The 23,290-nt window shown below is 67.7% G+C and carries 20 protein-coding genes; 9 read left to right on the top strand and 11 right to left on the bottom strand.

The annotated features are described in order from the left end of the window. Window positions 1–74: 74 nt before the first annotated feature. The gene (locus BLV63_RS16500; RefSeq protein WP_373277851.1) at window positions 75–1,586 is read left to right on the top strand and encodes a helix-turn-helix domain-containing protein; all 1,512 of its coding nucleotides are present in this window, start codon (window positions 75–77) and stop codon (window positions 1,584–1,586) included. A gap of 158 nt (window positions 1,587–1,744) precedes the next feature. Beyond that, window positions 1,745–3,169: an amino acid permease gene (locus tag BLV63_RS16495; RefSeq protein ID WP_066214781.1), complete on the top strand. Its 1,425-nt coding sequence runs from the start codon at window positions 1,745–1,747 to the stop codon at window positions 3,167–3,169. 111 nt (window positions 3,170–3,280) lie between these two features. Here BLV63_RS16495 and BLV63_RS16490 read toward each other — a convergent pair whose 3' ends face one another. Beyond that, window positions 3,281–3,556 carry a helix-turn-helix domain-containing protein gene (locus BLV63_RS16490; RefSeq protein ID WP_066214784.1) on the bottom strand — a complete coding sequence of 92 codons (276 nt, stop codon included), beginning with the start codon at window positions 3,554–3,556 and terminating at the stop codon, window positions 3,281–3,283. A 109-nt stretch (window positions 3,557–3,665) separates the two neighbouring features. Here BLV63_RS16490 and BLV63_RS16485 point away from each other — a divergent pair, with 109 nt between their 5' ends. From BLV63_RS16485 to BLV63_RS16475, 3 genes are all read left to right on the top strand, one after another. Continuing rightward, window positions 3,666–5,591 (top strand): site-specific DNA-methyltransferase, encoded by a 1,926-nt coding sequence (locus BLV63_RS16485; protein WP_066214786.1) that lies wholly within the window; start codon window positions 3,666–3,668, stop codon window positions 5,589–5,591. Between the two features lie 146 nt (window positions 5,592–5,737). Further along, window positions 5,738–8,449: a restriction endonuclease gene (locus BLV63_RS16480; RefSeq protein WP_066214788.1), complete on the top strand. Its 2,712-nt coding sequence runs from the start codon at window positions 5,738–5,740 to the stop codon at window positions 8,447–8,449. Window positions 8,450–8,731: 282 nt separating this feature from the next. Beyond that, the gene (locus BLV63_RS16475; RefSeq protein ID WP_066214790.1) at window positions 8,732–9,214 is read left to right on the top strand and encodes an SRPBCC family protein; all 483 of its coding nucleotides are present in this window, start codon (window positions 8,732–8,734) and stop codon (window positions 9,212–9,214) included. A 94-nt stretch (window positions 9,215–9,308) separates the two neighbouring features. Here the strand turns inward: BLV63_RS16475 and BLV63_RS16470 are convergent, their stop codons facing one another. The 4 genes from BLV63_RS16470 to BLV63_RS16455 all read right to left on the bottom strand — a co-directional run bounded on the left by BLV63_RS16470 (window position 9,309) and on the right by BLV63_RS16455 (window position 12,955). Then, entirely contained in the window at window positions 9,309–10,157 is an 849-nt protein-coding gene (locus BLV63_RS16470) for a hydroxymethylpyrimidine/phosphomethylpyrimidine kinase (protein ID WP_066214791.1), read from the bottom strand. Between the two features lie 100 nt (window positions 10,158–10,257). Beyond that, window positions 10,258–10,686: an anaphase-promoting complex subunit 10 family protein gene (locus tag BLV63_RS16465; protein ID WP_139244780.1), complete on the bottom strand. Its 429-nt coding sequence runs from the start codon at window positions 10,684–10,686 to the stop codon at window positions 10,258–10,260. A gap of 5 nt (window positions 10,687–10,691) precedes the next feature. Then, a complete protein-coding gene (locus BLV63_RS16460; RefSeq protein WP_066214793.1) occupies window positions 10,692–12,086 on the bottom strand; it encodes a hypothetical protein in 1,395 nt (464 codons plus the stop codon). Further along, window positions 12,083–12,955, bottom strand: a complete 873-nt coding sequence (locus BLV63_RS16455; RefSeq protein WP_139244779.1) for a hypothetical protein — start codon at window positions 12,953–12,955, stop codon at window positions 12,083–12,085. Before BLV63_RS16455 ends, BLV63_RS16460 begins: the two co-directional genes overlap by 4 nt. A 320-nt stretch (window positions 12,956–13,275) precedes the next feature. Between BLV63_RS16455 and BLV63_RS16450 the strand changes: the two genes are divergently transcribed. Continuing rightward, window positions 13,276–14,004, top strand: coding sequence for a queuosine precursor transporter (locus BLV63_RS16450; RefSeq protein WP_066214797.1), 729 nt, complete (start codon window positions 13,276–13,278; stop codon window positions 14,002–14,004). Window positions 14,005–14,019: 15 nt separating this feature from the next. Here the strand turns inward: BLV63_RS16450 and BLV63_RS16445 are convergent, their stop codons facing one another. Both BLV63_RS16445 and BLV63_RS16440 read right to left on the bottom strand, forming a co-directional pair. After that, a complete protein-coding gene (locus tag BLV63_RS16445) occupies window positions 14,020–14,427 on the bottom strand; it encodes a DUF6264 family protein (RefSeq protein ID WP_066214799.1) in 408 nt (135 codons plus the stop codon). A 107-nt stretch (window positions 14,428–14,534) separates the two neighbouring features. Next, on the bottom strand, window positions 14,535–15,128 hold the full coding sequence (locus BLV63_RS16440) for a TetR/AcrR family transcriptional regulator (RefSeq protein ID WP_139244778.1): 594 nt from the start codon (window positions 15,126–15,128) through the stop codon (window positions 14,535–14,537). A gap of 55 nt (window positions 15,129–15,183) precedes the next feature. Between BLV63_RS16440 and BLV63_RS16435 the strand changes: the two genes are divergently transcribed. Continuing rightward, a complete protein-coding gene (locus BLV63_RS16435) occupies window positions 15,184–16,944 on the top strand; it encodes an ABC transporter ATP-binding protein (protein WP_139244777.1) in 1,761 nt (586 codons plus the stop codon). Between the two features lie 35 nt (window positions 16,945–16,979). Continuing rightward, complete coding sequence (locus BLV63_RS16430; RefSeq protein WP_066214803.1) at window positions 16,980–18,218, top strand: cation:proton antiporter; 1,239 nt, start codon at window positions 16,980–16,982, stop codon at window positions 18,216–18,218. Between the two features lie 90 nt (window positions 18,219–18,308). Here the strand turns inward: BLV63_RS16430 and BLV63_RS16425 are convergent, their stop codons facing one another. Further along, window positions 18,309–18,788, bottom strand: a complete 480-nt coding sequence (locus BLV63_RS16425; RefSeq protein ID WP_066214805.1) for a hypothetical protein — start codon at window positions 18,786–18,788, stop codon at window positions 18,309–18,311. Between the two features lie 303 nt (window positions 18,789–19,091). Then, a complete protein-coding gene (locus BLV63_RS18700) occupies window positions 19,092–19,247 on the bottom strand; it encodes a hypothetical protein (protein WP_157412732.1) in 156 nt (51 codons plus the stop codon). A 146-nt stretch (window positions 19,248–19,393) separates the two neighbouring features. Here BLV63_RS18700 and BLV63_RS16420 point away from each other — a divergent pair, with 146 nt between their 5' ends. Continuing rightward, window positions 19,394–20,707, top strand: a complete 1,314-nt coding sequence (locus BLV63_RS16420) for an MFS transporter (protein WP_082724181.1) — start codon at window positions 19,394–19,396, stop codon at window positions 20,705–20,707. 147 nt (window positions 20,708–20,854) lie between these two features. Here the strand turns inward: BLV63_RS16420 and tgt are convergent, their stop codons facing one another. Both tgt and BLV63_RS16410 read right to left on the bottom strand, forming a co-directional pair. Continuing rightward, complete coding sequence (gene tgt, locus BLV63_RS16415) at window positions 20,855–22,111, bottom strand: tRNA guanosine(34) transglycosylase Tgt (RefSeq protein ID WP_174521276.1); 1,257 nt, start codon at window positions 22,109–22,111, stop codon at window positions 20,855–20,857. A gap of 82 nt (window positions 22,112–22,193) precedes the next feature. Further along, a complete protein-coding gene (locus tag BLV63_RS16410; protein WP_066214808.1) occupies window positions 22,194–23,183 on the bottom strand; it encodes a DUF6707 family protein in 990 nt (329 codons plus the stop codon). Window positions 23,184–23,290: the final 107 nt, after the last annotated feature.

Below are 23,290 nucleotides of genomic sequence, written 5' to 3'. Positions count from 1 at the left end.
ATTTCCGCAGTTTCAACCCCCTTTCCAGACGTTTTCCCTGGAAAGAAATGCACTTCTTCCCGTATTCTCAAAAAATGACGCGTTCGGAGCAGCACACGGTCCGTGGCAACTGGCATGCCGGTCTGGAGAGGCCTGCGCCCCTCGGCGACAGCGGCGGGGTGGATGTCATCGCGCTCGGCCGCCGGGTCCGGCACCTGCGCAAGAAGGCGGGTCTGACGCTCGAGGCTCTCTCCGGCGTCGTCGGCATGGCGCCGAGCCAGCTCAGCCTGCTGGAGAACGGCAAGCGCGAGCCGCGCCTGGGCGCCCTGCAGCAGCTGGCCGGAGCGCTCGACGTCGGGCTGGACGATCTGCTCGGCACGGAACCTCCCAGCCGCCGCGCCGCCATGGAGATCGAGCTGGAGCGCTACCAGCGCAGCGCTCTCTACGAGTCCCTCAACCTGCCGGCCATCCGGGTGGGGCCGCGGCTGCCCAATGACGTGCTGGAAGCGCAGCTCGGCCTGCTGAAGGAACTCGAACGGCGCCTCAACGAGCAGCTCGCCACCCCGGAGGAGGCGCGGCGGGCGAACAGCGAGCTGCGCGTGATGATGCGCCAGCGGGGCAACTACTTCCCGGAGTACGAGGCCGAGGCCAAGAAGGTCCTGGCCGGCGTCGGGTACAGCGGCGGGCCGCTCAGCCAGTTCGTCATCTCGGACATCGCCGCCCACCTGGGCTTCACGCTGCATCACGTGAGCGACCTTCCGCATTCGACCCGGAGCGTGACGGACCTGAAGAACCGGCGGATCTACCTCACGCAGGGTTCTTCAGGCGACCACGATCCGCGCTCGGTGCTGCTCCAGGCGCTGGGCCACTACGTCCTGGGGCACGAGACACCGCGGAACTACGGGGACTTCCTGCACCAGCGCGTGGCCACCAATTACTTCGCGGCCGCGCTCATGCTGCCGGAGGACGCCACGGTCGAGTTCCTGCAGCACGCGAAGGCGGCCAAGGAGATCGCCATCGAGGACCTGCGGGACCACTTCGCCGTGTCCTATGAGACCGCCGCCCACCGCTTCACCAACCTCGCCACGCACCACCTCGGCATCACGACGCACTTCCAGAAGACCCACCAGAGCGGCATCATCTACAAGGCCTACGAAAACGACGGGGTGATCTTCCCGAAGGACCACACGGGGTCGATCGAGGGCCAGCCGAGCTGCAAGAACTGGACGAGCCGGGTGGTGTTCGGGGTGGCCGACAAGTTCAGCCCCTACAGTCAGTACACCGACACCAAGGCCGGCACGTTCTGGTGCACGGCCCGCACCGAGCGCTCCGCGGGCGGCCAGTTCTCCCTCTCCGTCGGGGTGCCGTACGCCCATGTGAAGTGGTTCCGCGGGCGCGAGACGACGGTGCGGTCGGTGTCGAACTGCCCGGATCCGAGCTGCTGCCGTCAGCCTCCGGCGCAGCTGTCCGAGGCCTGGGCCGGGAACGCCTGGCCGTCCGCGCGGGCACACTCGCACCTCCTGGCGGCCATGCCCCCGGGCGCGTTCCCCGGCGTGGACGAGACCGAGGTCTACAGCTTCCTGGCGGCGCACGAAGAGGGCCGGTGACTCCGTTCCGCCACTGACGTGTCCTGTGCCGGGCCGGGTGCAGCCGAGTAGGGGCGGCGTCCCGGAGCGGGGCATGACGTGAAAAGCCGGTCCATTGTGGCGTAGGATTCCGGGTGCCCTCGGGCGCATCGCACCACCTTCTGCAGAAATGAGGCTCCATGTCCCAGGACAGCCCGCACCCCGAGGGGAAGAAACTCCGCTCCCGTCACGTCACCATGATCACGCTCGGCGGGATCATCGGTTCCAGCCTGTTCGTCGGGTCGGCCAATGTGATCAAGGCCGTCGGTCCGGCCGCCGTGATCTCCTACCTCATCGGCGGTCTGCTGGTCTTCCTGGCCATGCGGATGCTGGGCGAGATGGCCGCGGCGCGTCCCGCCGTCGGCTCCTTCATGGAGTACGCCCGGGTGGGCCTCGGGGACTGGGCCGCGTACTTCGTGGGCTGGCTCTACTGGTACTTCTGGGTGGGCGTGATCGCCTACGAGGCCGTGGTGGGCGGCTCCATCCTGAACGGCTGGGTGCCCGGGGTGCCGCAGTGGGTCTTCTCGATCCTGCTGCTCCTCGTGTTCACCGGGGCGAATCTCGTGTCGCTCCGCTCCTTCGGTGAGACCGAGTTCTGGCTGGCCAGCATCAAGGTGGCCGCGATCGTGGTCTTCCTCGTGGTCGGCATCCTGTTCGCCTTCGGTCTGTGGCCGAACGCGCACTTATCCATCCCGAACCTCTGGGAACACGGCGGATTCATGCCGAAGGGCATCGATGCCGTGGTCGGCGGCGTGGCCATCGTGATCTTCTCCTACTTCGGCACCGAGATCGCCGTCATGGCGGCCTCCGAGTCGGAGGACCCCGCCAAGGGTGTGCGTCAGGCCACCAGCACCGTCATCTGGCGCATCCTGATCTTCTTCGTCGGAGCGGTTCTGCTGATCGTCACCATCGTGCCGTGGAACCAGCTCCCGGACCCGAAGGAGAAGGCGCCGTTCGCCTACCTCTTCAGCCTGTACGGCCTGCCGGGCGCCGACGTCGTCATGAGCGCCGTGATCCTGACCGCCGTCTGCTCCGTGCTGAACTCCGGCCTGTATTCCGCTGCGCGCATGTTCTCCTCGATCGCGGAGCAGGGCTACGCGCCGAAGCTGATCGCGCGGAAGTCCTCCTCCGGCGTACCCGTGGCCGCCGTCATCGCCTCGACCCTGGGTGGCTACGCCGCGGTGATCATCAACTTCACCGCCCCGGATTCCGGCATCTTCGACTTCATCATGAACTCCGCCGGCCTCGTGGCGCTGTTCGTCTACGCGTTCATCGCCCTGACCCAGCTGCGCACCCGTGCGGCACTGAGCCCGGAGGAGGAGTCGCAGCTGAAGCTCAAGATGTGGCTGCACCCGTGGCTCGGGATCCTGGTGATCGTGGCGGTGCTCGGCATCGTGGTGGTCATGCTGCTCTCCGGCGAGTCCGGTCAGACGCAGGTCTGGACCTCGCTCGTCTCCGTCGCGGTTCTGGCGATCTGCTGGCCGTTCGTGCGCAAGCGGCTGAAGGCGCGCCGCGCCGCCGGGCTCGAGGAGCACGGAGTGCCTGCGGAGATCCCGGGACACTAGGGCACTGGACCGTGAAAAGCAGGGCCGTCGGATTCCTTCCGGCGGCCTTTGCCGTCGCCGCCCGGAAACAGTGTCGGAGGGCGGGCGTAGGCTCCGGTCATGACCGGAGGATCACTTGCCGCTGTTCTCCAGGACCAGGTCGATCAGCTCTTTGGGATCGATCCGGTAGACGCGCGCCAGCTCCAGGAGGGTGGCGATGGTGGGGTTCGACGTCGAGCGGTCGCCGTAGTCACGGTGCCCCAGCTCGAGCGTGCGGTAGTGGCCGCGGGACAGGCCGATGAGCCCGGCGACCTCCGCCTGCGTCCAGCCGAAGTCCGCGCGAAGCGCCTGCAAGCGCAGACCGAGGGCCTTGGAGGCCTCCGGAGTGAGCTTGGCATGACTGGACACCCATCAATGACAGAGTAGAAAGCCCCTGCTCGTGACATGTATAACTGTCATAGTGTGCGAAATCGATCACTGTGACTGTTTGCAACGGTCCAGCAGGGAGGAGAACGGGATGCCGGACGGAATCCGGACGGTCGAGGAGCTTGCGGGGGAGCACCGCCCGGACCGCGTCGCGGAGCTGAGGGAGCTCTTCCCGGAGGCCTTCGCGGACGGCGCCGTGGACCTCGCTCGGCTGCGCGTCCTGCTCGGCGACGCCGTCCCCACCCTGGGCGCCGACGAGCCTCAGGAGCGCTACGGGCTTAGCTGGCCCGGCAAGCGCGAGGCCGTCCGGCTGGCGCAGCGGCCGTCCACGGGCACCCTGGACCCGCTGCACCACGAGTCCGCCGGCTGGGCCGGCACCCGGAACGCCGTCGTCGAGGGGGAGAATCTCGAAGTCCTCAAGCTCCTGCAGAAGCCGTACTACGGCAGCGTCAAGCTGATCTATCTGGACCCGCCCTACAACACCGGCCACGACTTCATCTATGAGGACGACTTCGCCGAGCCCACCGCGGCCTACCTCCGGCGCTCTGGGCAGGTGGACGGCCAGGGGTTCCGCACCTCGGCCAACCGGGAGACGTCGGGCCGGTTCCACTCGGACTGGCTGAGCATGATGTACCCGCGGCTCGTCCTGGCGCGGAGCCTGCTGGCCGAGGACGGCGCGCTGATCGTCTCGATCGACGACGGCGAGCTGGCCTCCCTGCGCCACCTGGTGGACGAGATCTTCGGCTCGGAGAACTTCGTGGCCACCCTGATCCATCAGCGGGCCAAGGGCGGGGGCAACGCCCGTCATGTGGTGCGCGGCCACGACTACGCGCTCGTCGTGGCCAAGTCCCTGCGGAGCCTGCCGCCGCTGCGCCGTGACAAGGTGGTCCAGGGCCGCGTCGAGGAGATCGACGGCGTGCGGTACCTGGTCGATGACGACGTGATCCGCAAGACGTTCGGCAAGTACGAGCCGGGGGTGGAACGCCGCTGCCTGTATGAGGAGCTCGTCGAGTACAAGGGCGAGGCGAAGAAGCGGGAGGTCGACGAGTGGATCGCCCGCGGGGAGCTCTTCCTCCTGCCGTGGGGCGGCGGCAAGCACGCCGTCGCGAAGCGCACCCCCGTCCGCGAGGCGACCTCCAAGCTCTACTCGATCGTGAAGGTCCTCTCCGAACAGGGCCGCAAGGACCTGGAACGGCTCGGCCTGGGCGGCGCCTTCGACTACCCGAAACCGGTGGACTTCGTGCAGCAGCTCGTCCGCGCCGCCACCTCGCCCACGGGCGGCGATCTGGTGCTGGACTTCTTCGCCGGCTCCGGCACGACGGCCGAGGCGGTCCTCCGGCAGAACGCCGACGACGGCGGCGACCGCCGCTTCCTGCTCGTCCAGCTTCCCGAGGAGTCCGGTCGGCCCGGGTTCCCCACCCTGGCCGCCGTCACCCGGGAGCGTGTCCGGCGAGCTGGACGCCTGCTGAGATCGGAGACGGAGTCGGAGGCGGCCGGCCCGGAGGCCCGCCCGGAGGCCGGCCCGGGGGCCGGCCTGGAGGCCGAGGCCGGCACAGGCCCGGCCGGCGGCACCGCATCCACCGACACCGGATTCCGGGCCTTCCGGCTGAGCGCGTCCCACTTCCGGGAGTGGTCCCCGGAGGTGAGCACGCTGCTCGGAGAGGACCTCGAGGTGTTCGTGGACAACGTCGAGGCGTCGGCCACGGACGAACAGATCGTGCACGAGATCCTCCTCAAGGCGGGTGTCCGCCTGGACACGTCCCTTGACGTGCTGCCGCTGGCCGGCGAGGTGGTGGTGCTCGCGGAGGGCGGAGCGGTCGCCGTGAGCGCGGCCCGGAGGATCACTCCGGAGTTCATCGAAGCATTGCTGGGCCTCGATCCGGCTCCGCGGCAGATCTTCCTGCTGGATTCGGCGTTCGGCGAGGACGACTCGCTCAAGCTCAATGCCCGTCTCCGCTTCGCCGCCCGCCGCGGAGAGACCGACCCCGACCGGGATCACGCGCTCCGGACGGTGTAGTCGTGCGCGGCGACGGTGTGATCGCGGCCAGAGCGCCGGGACGTCCAGAGGGGCCGGGACGGCCGGCCCCTCTGGCCGCTGCCACGGTTTCATCCGGGAGCCGCATCAGCCGCCCCTCACCCGCCCGACCTTTCAGAAAGAAGCCCATGGAACTCACCTTCGACGCCACTCAGCCGCACCAGCTCGCGGCGGTGGACGCCGTCGTCGAGCTGTTCAGCGGGCAGCCGCTCGCCCAGGGGTCGTTCGGCACCGCGCTCGAGGAGGAAGGCGTGCTGTTCTCCGGGGGCGGGGTGGGGAACCGGCTGGCGATCCCGCCGGAGCAGATCCTGGAGAACCTACGCGCCGTGCAGGGCAGGACGGAGAACTTCGTCCCCGAGGAGGCCCGGGACGAGGCGCTGAGATCGCTCGATTTCAGCGTGGAGATGGAGACCGGAACCGGCAAGACCTACGTCTACCTCCGCACCATCCGGCGGCTCCGGGAGCGGTACGGCTGGCGGAAGTTCATCATCGTGGTGCCCTCCGTCGCGATCCGCGAGGGCGTGCTGCAGAGCCTCCGCGCGATGGACGGGCATTTCGCAGAGCTCTTCGACCATCAGAGCCTCGACGCCTGGGTCTATGACTCAAAGGACATCAGCAGGATCCGCAGCTTCAACCGGGACAGCGAGCTCAAGGTCCTGATCATGACCCTGGCGTCCTTCAACAAGGCCGGGAACGTCCTCTACAAAGACCTCGAAGGGCTGGGCCGGGGCATCAGCCTGCTCGCGGAGACCCGGCCGATCGTCATCCTCGACGAACCGCAGAAGATGGAGAGCAGGAAGAGCAAGGAGGCACTGCGCCAGCTGAGGCCGCTCTTCACCCTCCGCTATTCGGCCACTCACAAGGACCGCCACCACCAGCTGTACACGCTGGACCCGGTGCGGGCGTACGACCTGGGCCTGGTCAAGCAGATCGTGGTCCGTTCGGTCCTCCAGGAGCACGACCCCAACCGGGCCGGGATCCTGGTGCGCTCCGTCGACGCGGACCGGGGCGGGGTGAGTGCCACGGTCGAGATCGACGTCCGGGCCGGGGATGGCGTGGCGCGGAGGACGGTGCGGCTGGACCGGGCGGGCCAGGACCTTCAGGAGCTCTCGGGAGGGCTGGAACGGTACGCCAGCTGGGTGGTCGAGGACATCCACGCCGGTGCCGGCGAGGTGACCTTCGCCAACGACCGCGTGCTCCGCGTCGGTGAGCGGACCGGGGTGGACCGGGACTCGCTCATGAAGGCCCAGCTCAGGGCCACGGTTGAGAGCCATCTGCAGCACGAGGTGCTGGTGCGCCGGAAGTTCCCCGAGCCGGGCCGCCGGGTCAAAGTGCTGTCCGTGGTGTTCATCGACCGGGTCGCGAACTACACCGGAACCGGCGAGCAGGAGCCGAAGATCCGCCGCTGGTTCGAAGAAGCCTACTCGGAGCTCGCCGCGCAGCCGCGGTTCGCCGGGCTGGGCCTGCCCGAGGTCGACGCGGTCCACACCGGCTACTTCGCCACGGACCGTGCGGGACGGCCCCGTGACACGTCGGGGACGACCGCTGACGACCAGACCGCGTACGACGAGATCATGCGGGACAAGACGAAGCTTCTGGAGCACGGCAACCCGCGGCGGTTCATCTTCAGCCACTCGGCGCTGCGGGAGGGCTGGGACAACCCCAACGTCTTCCAGATCTGCACCCTCAACGAATCGGTGTCCGTGGACCGCAAGCGGCAGGAGATCGGGCGCGGCCTCCGCCTCCCGGTGCACGAGAACGGCGAGCGCTGCTTCGACCCCGCGGTCAACCGGCTCACGGTCATCGCCAATGAGCACTACGACGACTTCGCCCGCGCCCTGCAGGCGGAGATCGAGGACGAGACCGGCGTGACGTTCGACGGCGGCCGCATCCGCGACCAGCGCGCCCAGGTGCACGTCGAGGTGCCGGAGCTCACCGCGCTCGCGGACGACCCGGCCTTCCGCGCGCTGTGGCGGAGCATCAACCCGCGGACGCGGTACGAGGTGAGCCTTGACGCCGGAACCCTCCGGGCCGACGTCGTCGAGCGGCTGCGGCGGGAACCCGCCGTCAGTGCGCCGCGGCTCGTGGTCGGTGACGCGGTGCTCGGCATGACGCGGGGCGGCCCGGGGGCCGCGGGAGGGGTGGGCGCCCGGATGGTGCACGGATTCCAGGACGCCGGGCAGGTGGACACGGCGCCCAGGATCCCCGACGTCCTGGGCCACCTGCAGCGCGAGACCGGCCTCACCCGGGCCACGCTCGCGGGCCTCGTCACGGCGTCGGGCCGGGCGGAGGAGCTGACGGTCAACCCGCAGGCGGTGCTGGACCTGCTGGCACGGGTCATCAATGAGTCCCGTCGTGCCCTCATGGTCCAGGGCATCCGCTACCACCGGGTGGACGAGCAGGAGCACGCCGAATGGCCGCTGGAGATCCTGCGGGATCTGGACGGCGAGGCTGACGCCCGGCACGTGGTGGGCGTGGAGGGGTCGATCGTGAGTCATGTCCGGGTCGACTCCGAGGTGGAGCGGGACTTCGCCCGCGGGCTGGACGACCGCTTCGCCGATGGGGACGCGGACGGTGACGTGAAACTGTTCCTCAAGCTCCCGCCACGGTTCCGGATCCCCACCCCGGTGGGCGGGTACAACCCGGACTGGGCGGTCCTCAAGATGGAGCTCAGGGATGGGCGGCTGCGGGACGTCGCCGTGGTGGCGGAGACCAAGTCCACGCACCGTCAGGACGCCCTCCGTCCGGAGGAGCAGCGCAAGATGGCCTGCGGTCGGGCGCATTTCGCGGCCCTCGGGGTGCGGTACCAGGCGCCGGTGGTCGACGCCTCGGAGATCTGAGAGGGGGAGCGGTGGATCCGTTCAGAAGTGGTCCGTCCGGCAGTGCGAGCTGGCCCGGCCTGCCGGCCGGAGACCGGGCAGGCGGTGGCGGTTCGCCGTGGCCGCCGCCCGTCCCGGAACAGCCGGATGGAGGGATCCGGGCCCTGCTCTGGCCGTTGCGCTGACGCGACGGCTGGCAGCGGCGGCGTTCGACGGCGGTGGGTGCGCCGGCGTCGCGGGTCATGACGGTCACGTGGGGAGAACACCCGTGACGACGCTCGCGGCGGGGCTTAAGCTGATCGCATGAGCACCTTCGCCGTCACCCGCAGCGCCTTCATCCAGGCCGCACCCCAGGACGTCTTCGCCCACGTCAACAACTTCCACCTCTGGGGCGCCTGGTCGCCCTGGGAGAAGCTCGACCCGGCGATGACCAAGAACTACAGCGGCCCCGAGTCGGGCCGCGGCGCGGCGTACTCGTGGGAGGGGAAGAAGGCCGGATCGGGCGCCATGCTGATCGAGGCCATGACCGAACCGGCCGGCAGCACCGACGGGTCCGGGTCCATCGACATCCGCCTCAACTTCCTCAAGCCCTTCAAGAACGAGAACCACACGCTCTTCACGTTCGTCCCGGAGGGCGATGGAACCAAGGTCACCTGGACCATGAGCGGCGAGAACAAGACCCTGTTGTCCAAGATCTTCGCCAAGGTGTTCAGCATGGACAAGATGGTGGGCAAGGACTTCGAATCGGGCCTTGCGAGCCTCAACGAGGTCGTGACCAGCTCCTAGGCGGCTCCTCCTCCCCGCGCGAGAGAACAGATGGCGCCCCTACCCAGGCCGGGTAGGGGCGCCATCTGTTCTCTCGCGCGGGGGTGGGCCGGGGTCAGGCGCCGGCGCCGCCCTGCCAGAGGGCGGTGAAGGGGGCTCCGGAGGTCACGCGGTTCTCGATGCCTCGGGTCACGAAGGCCTTGGCGGTGCGTGCGGCTTCCAGCGGGGTGGCGCCCTTGGCCAGCCCGGCCGTCACCGCGGCGGCCAGCGAGCAGCCGGCGCCGGAGACGGCGACGTCGCCCACCTTGGGTTCGGAGAGGATCTCCAGGGTCTCGCCGTCGTAGAAGACGTCGACGGCGGCGTCGCCGGCCAGGCGCACGCCGCCCTTGGCCAGCACGGCAGCGCCGCTGAGGGCGTGGATTTTCTTCGCGGCCTCGACGAGGTCATCGACCGTGGAGATGGTCATGCCGGAGAGCGATTCGGACTCGAAGTGGTTCGGGGTGACGAACGTGGCCAGGGGCAGGATCTGGGCCTTGAGCGCCTGGTCGGTGTCCAGGGCGTGGCCCGGCTCTTGACCCTTGCAGATCAGCACGGGGTCCAGCACGATGTTCCGGAAGCCGCCGCCCTGGAGCGCCGTCTCAACCGTGGAGATCGTGGCGGGGCTGCCCAGCATGCCGATCTTGACGGTGTCCAGCACGCTCCCGGCGCCCGACTCGGGACCGTAGGCCGCCGTCGTCGCCTCGAGCTGGTCGGCGATGACCTGCTGATCCACCGGCACGAAGCGGTGGTTCCAGTTGTCCTTCGGGTCGAAGGAGACGATGCAGGTCAGGTTCACGATGCCGAAGACGCCCAGCTCCTGGAAGGTCTTCAGATCGGCCTGGGCGCCCGCGCCGCCGGTCGCCTCGGAACCGGCGATGGTCAGCGCGATGGCGGGGGATTCGGAATGCAGTTCGGTCGACGTCATGGCACCATCCTCCCACTGCGCGCGGCCCCCGCGCGTTGTGCGGGTGGACAGCGGACGACGACGGCGATCGGTCAGCGGGCGCGTCGCGTCCGCCGTCGCGTCACCCCGCGATGCCGGGGTTCGGGTTGGCCTTGAGGAACTCGCGGTAGCTGCTGAGGGTGTTCCCACCCGAATACCCGAGGACGGACGGCGAGTAGGAGCCCGAGCCGTCCGCGGCGGTGACCAGGATCGTCAGCGACGCTTCAGGGTCGCCGTCCGCGGCTTTCACGATGGCCGGGAAGGCCTGCCGCATGAGCTCCTTCAGCGCGGCGTCGTCGCTCGTGTCCGCCTTGATGTCGACCGTGCCGGTCCGGCCCATGCCCTGTTTGGTCGAGTACTGGCTGTCCACCGAGGAGACGTGCGGGAGCGACGCGACGGCGGCCTTGTACTTCTGCGCCAGCGCGCCGTCGTCCGGCTTAGCCCCGCCCGTGCACGCGCTCAGCAAGGCGATCAGGGTTCCCGCGAGCAGGATCAATTTCAGTCTTCTCATGGGTTTCATTGTCTCCGGCCGATGTTGGACACCGTCGAACTCACCTGGCTGAGATCGTCGGTGATGAAGCGCTGGGTTGAAGGGTCGTTCTGGTATGCGGACAGGTCCGAGGTGTTCGCATAGCGCTCCACCGAGTTCGCATAGTTGTTGAAGTCGTGGTTGCCCGCGGCGTCGAGAGGCCCCACGCCGGGGGGATTCGGGAGCGTCACCACGGTGCCGCTGTTGTCCCTCGTCCAGGGCACGACCAGGGGGCCGAGCGGCTTCGCGTTCCCCAGGTCGAGCTGGGGAACCACATCGGTCTCGTGCTGGATCTCCAGGGTGTTGACGCTGTCCGGGATGTGGGTCGAGTCGACCGGCGAACCGTACGTGATGACGTTCGTGAGGTTGAACCGGTCCCGGAATCCCGAATCGGCAGCGAGGGCCGCCGCGGTCATGCCGCCCTGCGAGTGGCCGACGAGCATGACCGGGGCTCCCTCGGGGATTCCGGCATTCTCCATGGCGAGCCGCACGGACTGACTCATGGTGGACAGGTTCCCGGAGGCCGTCTCTAGGTTTCCGGTGAGGTCCATGGGGTCCGAACCGGACAGCGGATTCCAGTTCTGCGTCCCGGGGATGCTGACGATGTACGCCGGTCCGTCGCCCTTGTCCACCGTGGTGATGCGGACGGCGTTGTCCGGGACGCCGGATTTGCCGGTGTCGTCATACGTGGCCGTGACCCCGCGAAGGATGTTGGCCAGGTTGGTCGGCAACGGGGTGTTCTGATGCCCGTCGATCAGCGGGGGCTGCTTGCCGTGCGACGCCGGATCGTAGACGCCCACGAACTGCGGGTCCCCGGCGTAGGGGGTGCCGTCGTCGAAGAGATGGGGGTTGGCGAGACCGAGCGTATTGGTGGTGGCGGCGAGATTCAGGGTGGACCCCACCAGGAGCGCCCCTCCCGCGACCAGCTCCGTGAGCGACGGCGGCTCGGCGTGGATCAGGGAGTTCCACGCCATGTGCCCGAAGTTCCCGAGCGCTGACGCCTCCTGGCCCAGCGCCGAGACCAGGTTGTGCACGGGGGAGTGGGAGTCGTTGATGACCCAGTTCCACGCCTGCTCGAACGGATTCCCGCCGCCCCCGCCGTGGGGCCGCCCGTCGCCGGCGTTCTTGCTGGCCACTTCCTGCTCGCGGACCTGCTCGCGCATGGTCCGGGCCGCGGCGTGCAGGGCGTGCGACGCCGCGGTGAGAGTGTGTCGATGACCGTTCCACTCGCTCTTGAAACCGTCCGCATCGGGCCCCTTCCAGGGTGAGGATGCGAGCGAGGAGCTGATGTCCTTGCTGAGCTGCGCCAGCCGGTCGGCGCCCTGGTCGAGCTTCTTGCCGAAGGCCTTGCCCTGCTCCACGTCCATGCCGAACAGGCTCATGAGCGAGCACCGCCTTCCGCGGCGCTGCTCAGGAATTGCTGAGCGCCCAGGACGTCCCAGACGAGCTGCCGCGCCAGGGTTCCGGGTTCCTGTGGGATGAGCACGACCCCGGGCCGGCCCTGCGGCACGGCTGCTGGGGAGCTCTGACCGTCGGCACCGCCGTCCACCTGCCGGCCGGGCGTCGTCCGCACCTCGAACAGGCGATCCGTCAGAAGCCAGAGATGCACCGAGCGGTACAGCGGGGACCCGGGGTCCGGGACGCCGGTGGCGATCTGCCGCCCGGCGGCCACGGACAGTTGCACCGTGGCCCGTGTGGCGGCGTTCACCGCGGCCAGCTCCGACGCCGTGACAGGGATGCGTTCCTCCCGGTCGATGGAGGGCATCGCGGTGGAGGTCAGTTCGGCGAAGCCGGGCAGCGCCGCGGACACCACCGCCCAGAGCGATTCCTCGGAGAACTCCGTCACGGCCATGCGCTCGCCGACCGCCTCCGTGACGATCCTGCCGTCCGGGAGCTCCCGCACTGTTCGCGAGGTGGTCCGGGCCAGTCCCGAGCCACCTGCCAGGCTCACGTCGCAGTGCACCGAGACGCCGGAGCTCCGCGCCACCAGCTCGAGGGTGAGCGGGGCTTCGGCCGTGCGCGTCAGCGTCCGCTGCCAATCCGGGGTGAGGGCGCCGTCGTCGTCCGTGATGCCTGCGGCGTGAAGCTCAGCTTCGAGCGCCTGCCGCTGCTCGTCGGTGAGATCCGCGAGCGGATCCGGCAGAGCGGCAACAGGCGGCTGCGCATTCGAGGCTCTGGAGGCCTTCTCCACAGCGAGCGCCCAGCTGAGCACATTCAGGTCAAGCGAGTGATCCGTCATCGCGGCTGTCATGTCGTCTCCGGGGTTCGTCGCCTCGGCGTCTGATCGCCGGGTTTGTGGTCACGGTACTACGGCGCCGCCGGGCGGGACATGGGGAGCGCTGCCCATCGGGGCCGGAACACGCGCGGCCGGCAGCTGCCGGAGCTTACGACCCCTCTGCGGCCGGCTCACGCGTCGTGGGAGAATACCGGAGGGATTCCGCCGAGCCGGGATCTCTCCAAGTGCTAATACAGCGGGGTCCGACGACCCTGGCGAACCACTTTCCGGGCCCGACCCCGACGCTGCCGCGCACGTCGTGGGGCTGACGGCCCTTCACCTGAATTGAGAATCACATGAACGCCGAGAACACCGCCGTGCCTCCCTCCCAGCAGGGCGCCGCCACCGGTTCCACCGTCAAAGCCCCGAGCTACGCCTCCATCGGCAGCCCGTTCTTCGGGATCCTGCTCGCGATCATGGCGGTGATCGTGATCCTGTCCAACATCGGCGCGTCCAAGGGCGTGGTGATCGGGCCGGTGGTGACGGACGGCGGCTTCTTCCTCTTCCCGCTCGCGTACGTCCTGGGCGATGTGATCTCCGAGGTGTACGGCTTCAAGGTGGCGCGGAAGGCCATCATCACCACGTTCGCGATCTCCGTGTTCGCATCCCTGTCGTACTGGGTGATCATCGCGTTGCCCGGTTTCGATGACGACTACGGCCGCGCCAAGCAGGCCGCCCTGGAAGGAGCGCTCGGTCCGGTCCCGCAGATCGTGCTGGCCTCCTTGCTGGCATTCCTGGTCGGGCAGACCATCAACTCCTGGATCCTGGTGAAGATGAAGGCCCGCACGGGCGAGAAGACCCTCTGGGCCCGCCTCATGGGGTCGTCCGGTGTGGGCGAATTCGTGGACACCCTGATCTTCTGTTCCATCGCGGCGCCCGTCATCGGCATCGCGGACGCGCCGACGTTCATCAACTACGTTCTGGTCGGTTTCCTCTACAAGACCCTGGTCGAGTACGCCCTGGTGCCCGTCACCGCTCTGGTGATCCGCTGGATCAAGCGCCGCGAACCGAGCTACGGGGCCTGAGGCGGAGCGGGGCTTTCAGCGTCCAAGGCCCGCTTGCATGAGGCCGGCTCCGGCTGCCCAGACCAGGATCGCGACGAAGGCCCCTGCGAGGGTGACCCACCACGCGGTCCTGCGACGGGCGATGCGGATGATGGTCCAGATGACCGCTCCGACAAAGACAGCGGGTGGTACGGCGAGAGCTATCAGCCACCCGACCGACATCAGGCCGGTATTGCATTGATTCGCGTAGCAGCCGTCAGACATCATCGAGAGAAACAGGGTCAGGAATCCGAGGAATGCGAATCCGACGACGCCGACGATGATCAGGCTGATCGAGACGATCAGGTCTGCGATCTGGGCACCTGACCTGGCCGGCTTGGGAGCCCCCGGCCAGGGCCCTGCCCCTATGGGGCCGGAGAATTGCGGTGGTGGCTGTGCCCTCATGGCGACAGTATTGCATGGCGGCACCCGCCGTTCGGGGAATGCGCCGACGCGACCTCGTCTGCTGGTTCGTAGCGAATCGCTGCGTCAGTAATGGCCGATTCTGGCGCCTAATTCGTCGGGTGGGTCCGATGGCTGGGGGCTGCGAGTTTTTGAAGGGTGAGGCGCGTGGCGGAGCGTACGGTTCGTGGGCGGTATCCGTTGAGGGTCACCTGTTTGTGGGCTGTCCAGAGTGCGGTCCACAGCATGGTGTGGATCCACTCCGCCGTGAGCTGATCGTCGATGGTGCCGTCGGCTTGTCCGCGTCGAATGGTGGCGAGTAGTTGCTGGTCCGGTTCGCTGTCGAAGTCATCGACCTCCGCGTGGATCGTCTGCATCCACCAGGAGAACAGCTCGATCCGGTCCTGCAGCTCCTCGACGATCCGCTCGAATGCCTCGTACCCGGTTCCGCTCTCGATGTCGGCGCCCTCGATCGCCTCCTCGTATTGAGCCTCGACATGCGAGTTGATCGCTTCGACGAGCTCCGCCCGATCCGCGAAGTAGCGGTGGAGGGTGCTCCGCGCTACCCCCGCATGCCGTGCTACGGCCCCGAGAGCGGCCCCTGGGTTGGTCACCAGAACCGCGATTCCCGATTCCAGGAGGGCGTGGCGCGTCCGGTCGCGTTTCGATGGTGTTGCGGAGGACGGTGAAGGCATCGAACTCATCTCCTGATGGTACACATTTTGACGATTTTGGGACACTCATGTCCTAATTAGAGGTATGTCCAAGACGATTATCGAACACGCCGGGTCCACGGGATCCCGTCCGCCGTCCAGGACGGCAATTCTCTGGAGCTTCGCTCGCCCGCACCGTGGGAAGCTGGCGTTCGCGTTGGTTCTCGGCGCTGCGGCGGCTGCCATGGAGCTCATCAGCCCGATGGCGACTCGCTGGGTTCTTGATGCGCTGGGTGCCAGGGAACAGTTCGTGGCTCCACTGGTGGTGCTCATCTGTTTGCTGATCGTCGGCGCGGCGGTGACGTGCTGGCAGGCCATCGTTCTCGGAACGATGGCCGAAGATGTGGTCTTCGAGACCCGGCGCGGTATGGTGCAGCGCTATCTGCGTGCCAGGCTGCTCCCGCTGGTGCAGCGTCCGGCCGGTGAGCTGGTCACTCGGGTGACGAGTGATTCCGTGCTGTTGCGCGAGGCCGCCTCCACGAGCATCGTGGGACTGGTCAATGGTTCCATTCTGTTGGTGGGGACCGTGGTGATGATGTTCGTTCTTGACGTGTCCCTGGCCCTGGCCACCATGATCGCCATAGCGCTGGTCGCGGCGGTCTTTGCCTTCTTGATGCCTTCGATCGCGGATTCGCAGGATCGCGCCCAGGATTCACTCGGTCGCCTCGGCGGCTCTCTGGCCACCACGCTCCGAGCCATCAAGACGGTGAAGTCGACGACGTCCGAGCCGAGCCAGGAGAAGCTCCTGGTTTCTCATGCTTCCGAGTCTCGTCGGCATAGTTTGCGAGCAGTCCGCCTGGAGGCTGTCGTGTGGAGTGTGGGATGGGCCGGCGTCCAGGCCGCCACGATTTTCGTCCTCTGCTTCGGAGCGATGCGAGTGGCTTCAGGAGAACTGCAGTTGTCCACCCTCATCGCGTTCCTCTTGTACGTCATGGGGCTGCTCAGCCCGGTCACGGAACTGGGACAGAACCTGACGAGCCTGCAGGCAGGGGTCGCGGCGGCGGGACGGATCCGTGAGGTGCAGTCACTGCCGGTGGAGTCGGATTCCGTGACCGCGCCAGGTGGGTGGCGTTCAGATGCCGCGCCCGCCGTCGCGCTCGACGATGTCCATGTGCGTTATCACCCGGAGGGGCCCGCCGTGCTGCAGGGCGTCTCGCTCTCGATCCCTCCGAAGGGCCATACGGCGATCGTCGGCCCGTCCGGTGCTGGGAAGACCACCATCTTCTCCCTGATCCTGTGTTTCATCGACGCTGAAAAGGGACGCATCTCCCTCCAGGGTGCGCCCTACGAAGCCCTCTCGAGGACCGAAGTCCGCCAGGCCATCGGTTATGTGGAACAGGATGTGCCTACTCTTCCCGGCACGTTGAGGGAGAACCTGACCTTCGGCAGCACCAGTCCGTCGGCCGGTGACATCGCAGACGTTCTCCGTGAGGTGCGGCTGGAGGAGTTCGTCAACGGACTCCCTGATGGACTGGACAGCGCACTCAACTCGGAGACCGTCTCCGGCGGGCAGCGTCAGCGCATCGGTATCGCCCGGGCCATGCTGTCCAAGCCGAAGGTGCTTCTCCTGGACGAAGCCACAGCCCAGGTGGATGGGATCTCTGAGGCCGCGATCGGCCGGATGATCGATCGTCAGGCGAAGGACGGAGCCGTGGTGACGATCGCCCATCGCCTCAGCACCGTCGTCGGCGCAGACAGGATCTTCCTCATGGACGCAGGACGCGTCGTCGGCGCAGGAACCCACCGGGAACTCCTGGAATCCTCGGATCTGTACCGTACGATGGTGGCCTCCTTCAGCCTGGACTGAGGAGGCCCGGACGCAAGGAAACGGACGAACACCCCATGATGCTGGCAATCGCGATTCTCGGCTGCGCTTCATTGTGCTGGGCTCTGGTGCACCGAAAGCTCAGGGCCGCCTGGATCACCGGCCCGATGATCATGGCAGGACTCGGCGCCCTGGTCGGAGCCTTGAGCGTCAACGGATCCGCTGAGTTTTTCGACTCCCATCTGGCGCTGTACATCGCAGAAGTCATCCTGGCCCTGTTGCTGTTCAGTGATGCGGTGGATGTCCGTGGATCGGTCCGCGCGCAGTTCGGGCCGGTGCCGCTGAGGCTCCTTTTCATCGCGCTGCCGTTGTCGGTCGCCCTGGTGATCGCGTTCGGTTTCGTCCTGCCCCTGGACCTCTCGACGGCGGCGATCCTGGCGGTGGCGTGCATCTCCATCCCCGCCGACTTCTCTCCGGAGTTGTCGATTCTGAAGGACAAGAAGGTGCCCAACCGCGTCCGTCGCTGGCTGAGCGTCGAAAGCGGCTACAACGACGGCCTCGTGTCCCCCCTGCTGCTCGGGGCCCTGGCCCTGGGCGCCAGCGCTCAAGCGTCGAAAAACGATGCCCTCGGAGCCCTGCTGAAGGCCGCCCCCGCCGGACTGCTGGCCATCGTCATCGGCGCAGTCCTGGGCGTGGCACTGGGATACCTTTTCCGGACCGCCCTGGCCAAGGGCTGGGCGGACCGTCAGAGCATCCGCATCGGCATCGTCGCCATTCCCATCACCACCTTCGGGCTGGCCGTCACGCTGGGGGCCAACGGCTTCGTGGCCGCGTTCGTCTGCGGTATCGCCTTCCGTTTCGCCCGGGGCCGCGAGTGGGAGGACAAGGTGGAGCTCACCTTCGTCGAAGATCTCACCTCCTTGGTGAACCTCATGCTGTGGTTCGCGTTCGGGCTCTCCGCCGTGATCCTGATCGGTGCGACCTACGACTGGTGGCCGACGCTGTTCCTCGCACTGTTCGCCCTGACACTGGGGCGGTTCGTGCCTGTCTGGCTCGCGTTGAGCAAGTCGAAGGTCCGGCCCAAGGACAGGCTGTTCATGGCCGCCATGGGCCCGCGGGGCGCCGCCTCCATCGTGTTCGGGCTACTGGCCTTCAACGCCTTGCCGCCCGAAGAGGGCTATCCGGTCCTTGCGGCCACGACCATGGTCGTCCTCGGCAGCCTCATCCTGCATGGGGCAGGAGGAGCCATACTGATCAACAAGCTCTACGGTCAGCGCCACGGGAACCCGGACCCAGCCCCCACGTCTTTGCCATAAGCAGCCGAATGAGTCTCGGCGCCCTTCACACGCGAAGGGAGTCGGCTCGGTGGACGACCAGGTGTCTGGCGTTATCGCCGGGTCGCAGCGTCAATCATGTGCCTCCGTGGGCGGCAACGGACGGTTGAGTTCGTGGTTGTATGTCAGGCGGAGAGTGGCCTTGGCGCGCTGGTACAGAGCCATGATGGCCGAATCGGGGAGCGATAGAGCGGCAGCTGCTTGAGTGAAATCGCCCAATTCGATGTCGAAGATCCAGATGATGTCTCTGAACGGTCCCGGGAGGCGCTGGTACGCGTTCCATGCTGCTTCATTCTCGAAGAGGGCGGCGATTCTGCTCTGCCGAGGTGAGTGCTGGTCGTGCTCGATCCGGCCCTGATCGTGACAGTAGTCGTGCCACGTCTCCCAGGTTCCAATGGTTCGCGGTGCAGTGCAACGCTCCGGACTCGTCAGCCGTGGATCGACCTGGGTGTCGTCAGCCGTGAACGTCCGTGCAACCGGATCCTCAGGGCGGCCGGGGTGCGGCAGCTGTCGACCGGGGTGGTCGCTTCCGCGTGCTTCTTGTTCGTTCATCCACATTCCTACTGAGGTCGGAGCTGTTCGGCGCGTCGCAAGACTCCCTGTGACGGATTCGCATCCGTGACGTGTTGGCGGCGCTCGTTTGCCTCAGGGTTTTCGCAGCCGGGCGGGGACGGCGTCGCTCGAGGGAACCCTGGACACAAGAGAGGACGAAGGAGGTGCCGGAATCCTCACGCGTGCCGTGAAAACAATCTGCGCCGTCATCGTTCATTGCCGGCGCGCCGACCGCTCTGCGGCGGTGGAAGTTCCCGGCGACTCCACGCTTCGCCATGAGCGTGAGCCATGAGGTGAATCGGACTACGGCCGAGGAGCCGCGGCCGGTGTCACCTCGACCAGCTTCCAGATCGCCAGGCGTCCGACGACGGCGCACAGCGCCCCGGCGCCGCCCAACAGGAGCCAGGCGCCCAGGCTCTCGGCGTTACCGCCCAGCCCCATGAACAGCAATGCGGGCATCGGGGTGAGGAACCCGGCGACCCCGCGGCCTTTCCGGTCGCAGCTGTGACCAATATGACCAATACACCGTGACCGGGACCACTCCGGGGGTAGCGTGGCCCGCGGCTGCGGCGCATCGGCGCGTGGCGGCGGAAAGGTGCAACGGTATGTCAGGAACACGTCTTGCCCCACCGGCGAAGCAGCCCACGATGGGCCGCGCCGTCGCGAACATCCTCAAGGGCTCGGCCGGCAATCTGATCGAATGGTACGACCTCTATGTCTACGCCGCCTTCTCCTCCTACTTCGCGAGCTCCTTCTTCAACGGCAAGGACCCGGCGCAGGCCCAGATCGACGCGTACCTGACGTTCGCCCTGACGTTCCTGATGCGGCCGGTGGGCTCGTGGTTCTTCGGACGCTTCGCAGACCGCCGCGGACGCCGCGCCGCGCTGACCCTGTCCGTCAGCCTCATGGGCCTCGGCTCACTCCTGGTCGCCGTGCTGCCGACGGCCGCGCAGATCGGCGTCTGGGCGACCGTCCTGATGTACGCGTCGCGGCTGCTGCAGGGCTTCTCGGTGGGCGGCGAGTACGGCACGAGCGCCACCTACATGAGTGAGGCGGCGGTGAGCGGCAAGCGGGGCTTCTTCTCGAGCTTCCAGTACGTGACCCTTGTCGGCGGCCAGGTTCTGGCCCTCCTGACCCTCGTGATCCTCCAGCAGACGCTGGGCGAGCGGGCCATCCACGACTGGGGCTGGCGCATCCCGTTCGCCATCGGCGCCGTGGCGTCCCTGCTGGTGCTGTGGCTGCGGCGGACCATGGACGAGACCATCACCACCGAACAGCGCGAAGCGGTCCGCTCGGACGGCGCCCAGCCCGGCACCCTCAAGCTCCTCTTCACGAAGCACTGGAAGCAGTTCCTGGTGGTGGTGTTCTTCACCATGGGCGGCACGTGCGCGTTCTACCTCTACACCACGTACATCCTCAGCTACATGAACAACGTCTCGCACATCCCGAAGTCCCAGACCTCGGTCATCAACTTCTGGGCGCTGCTGCTGTTCATGCTGATCCAGCCGCTGTTCGGCCTGCTCTCCGACCGGATCGGACGCCGGACCTTGCTGATCGTCTTCGGCGTGCTGGGCACCGTGTTCACGTGGCCGATCATGTCGACGCTGGCCACCGTCCACGACCCCCTCCCGGCGTTCCTGCTCATGGTCGCCGCACTGCTGATCGTGGTGAACTACACGTCCGTCAACGCGATCATGAAGGCCGAGCTGTTCCCATCCTCGGTGCGCGCCCTCGGCGTGGGCCTGGGCTATGCGGTGGCGAACTCGCTCTTCGGCGGGACGACGCCGCTCATCGGCGAGTGGCTGTCCGCCCAGGGGCACAAGGAATGGCTCTTCACCTACGTGACCATCACGATCGCGCTCTCGCTCGTGGTGTACATCTTCTTCCTGCCGAAAGACCGGCCGGAAGACCTCGACTGACGCTGCGAATCCCCCCACGCGGCGTCTAGCGTACGACGGCGCGCGGCACCCGGCTGAGCGGACCATCCCCCCCACGGTCCAACGGCGGCCGGGCGGCCGCGCGCCGTCGTCGTCTCCGCACGCTGCGGGGTGGGGGAGAGGACGCCGTCAGGCCGAGTAGTACCGGCCCAGCGTCTCCGCCTTGTACACGGCGAAGTCACCGGACTCCATGGCGAGACGGGCGTCGTCCACGAGCTTCACCACGAAGCGCTCGTTGTGGATGGAGACGAGCGTGGCCGCCACCATCTCCTTGGCCTTGAAGAGGTGGTGGATGTAGGCGCGCGTGTAGTTGGCGCAGGCGTAGCAGTCGCAGCCGTCGTAGAGGGGGCCGAAGTCCGCCTTGTACTTACGGCCGGAGAGGTTGAAACGCCCGTCCGGCGTGTAGAACGCGGAGTTCCTCGCGACGCGCGTGGGGGAGACGCAGTCGAAGGTGTCCGCGCCGTTCTCGATGGCCGTGAAGATGTCGTCCGGCTCGGAGATCCCGAGCAGGTGCCGCGGCTTGTCCTCCGGCAGCTCCTCGGCGCACCAGCCGACGATCGTCCCGAGATTCTCCTTCTCGAGCGCTCCGCCGAGGCCGAAGCCGTCGAAGTTCATGGCGCCGAGGTCGCGGCAGGCCTTGCGGCGCAGGTCCTCGTAGTGGGCGCCCTGGATGACGCCGAACAGGGCCTGGTACGGCTTGCCGACCCGCTCCTCGGTGAGTCGGAAGTGCTCCGTGACACAGCGTTCCGCCCAGCGGCGCGTGCGCTCGAGGGACTCCTCCTGATACGCGCGGGAGTTCTGGAGGGTGGTCAGCTCGTCGAAGGCGAACATGATGTCCGCGCCGATCTGGTGCTGCACCTGCATGGAGATCTCCGGGGTGAAGCGGTGCTTGTCGCCGTTGAGGTGGCTCTTGAACCAGACACCGTCCTCGTCCACATGGGCCAGGCGCTCCTTGCCGGGGGCGACCGCGTCATCCGGACCGGAGTTGTCCACGACGTCCATGTTGATGACCTTCTTGAAGCCGGACCCCAGGCTCATGACCTGGAACCCGCCCGAGTCGGTGAAGGTCGGTCCCTGCCAGTTCATGAACCGTCCGAGCCCGCCCGCGGCGTCCAGGATCTCCGGACCGGGCTGGAGGTACAGGTGATACGCGTTGGACAGCAGTGCCTGCGCGCCGAGGTCCTTCATCGACTCGGGCAGCACCGCTTTCACCGTGGCTTTGGTGCCGACGGCGATGAACGCAGGCGTCTGGATCTCGCCGTGGGGCGTCCTGATGGTTCCGGTGCGGCCCTGCTTGCCGGGTTCGGCATCCGCCAGGCGGGTCCCGACCGTGAAGCCGAACTCCTCCTGGCGGGCAGGCTCGCGCTCGGGGACGGCGGGGTCGATCAGGGATTCAGCGGTGGAAGACACCCTGCCATTCTGCCAAAGGTTGCTCCCGGACAGGTCCGGCCGGGGTCCGCCGGGCCCCTCAGCCGCGGATGAGGTCCAGTTCCAGCCGCACGCGGCGCTCCACCTCGTCCGGCGCGAGGGTCTGGGATCCGCCGTGGGCCATGAGATGCAGCAGGGATTCGAGCCGCAGGATGCGCCATTCGCGCTCCGCCTCGTGATTCCCGCTGTCCATGGCGCGGAAGACCTCTTTGTCATACAGATTGGGTTCGTTGAGCCGTCGCTGGCGGATCTTCGCTTCGAGGCGTGAGCGGAACGGGTCCAGGCTCTGCCCTTCCGGGGCCTTGAGCAGGAGCCGGTAACGCTCCGCGCGGTCCCGGTCGCCGAGCTGATCGGCGAGGTAACTGGACAGCGCGAGGCTCGCCTCGGTGTGGGTCCAGCGGGCGGGGTTCCCGTCGAAGGGCAGCACGTTCAGCAGATCGGCGACCGCGAGAGCCCCCTCGGCGTCCTGGTGCTCCAGGAAGAGGTCCTGGGAGAAGGCGCGCAGATCGGCCAGGCAGCTGCCCGATTTCACGTTGATGCCCTTGGTCAGCCGTTCGGCCAGATTCTGCAGTCCGGCGCGACCGGGATACTGCTCGGCGAGGTCCTCGATGAGCTGCTCCGGGGTGAGCTCGGGCGCGGGGATCCTCTCGCGGGCCTCCCGGACGGCGGCGTCCTCCTCGGGCGCCGGGAGGGGCGCGGGTGGCGGCGGAACCACCAGGCCGGAGGCGGTCTCCGCGTCACCGGCCGGGGGCTCGGCCCTCACGTCTCCGGACCCGGCCACTGCCGCGGCGCCGACGGGAAGTCCCGCCCCCGCGCCCGCCACCACGAGCACCGTGGCGGTGAGCGCCACGCGGAGGCTGGCGCCGTCGTCGAACATCAGGCGGTTCTGCAGAGGGTTGCCGAGGTCGTCATCCTCGGTGACCACGGCCTGCACCTGGGGGCTCAGTTCGCCATCGGGCAGCACCACGCGGACCCCTTTGGTGATCAGGCCGGCTGCGAGCTCGACGCGCAGCGCTTCGTGATGTTCCATCAGTGGGTTACCTCCCGGTGTCCGGTCCAGTTCGCCGCACAGTCTACAAACCGCGCCTGACAATTCGGCGGGAGGGAGGACACGCCGGGGCGCCCGACCGGCCGGAA

The organism is Arthrobacter woluwensis (assembly GCF_900105345.1).
GTDB lineage: Bacteria > Actinomycetota > Actinomycetes > Actinomycetales > Micrococcaceae > Arthrobacter_E > Arthrobacter_E woluwensis.
The sequence above is the reverse complement of the archived record's forward strand: the minus strand, read 5'-3'. Positions and strand labels throughout refer to the sequence as shown.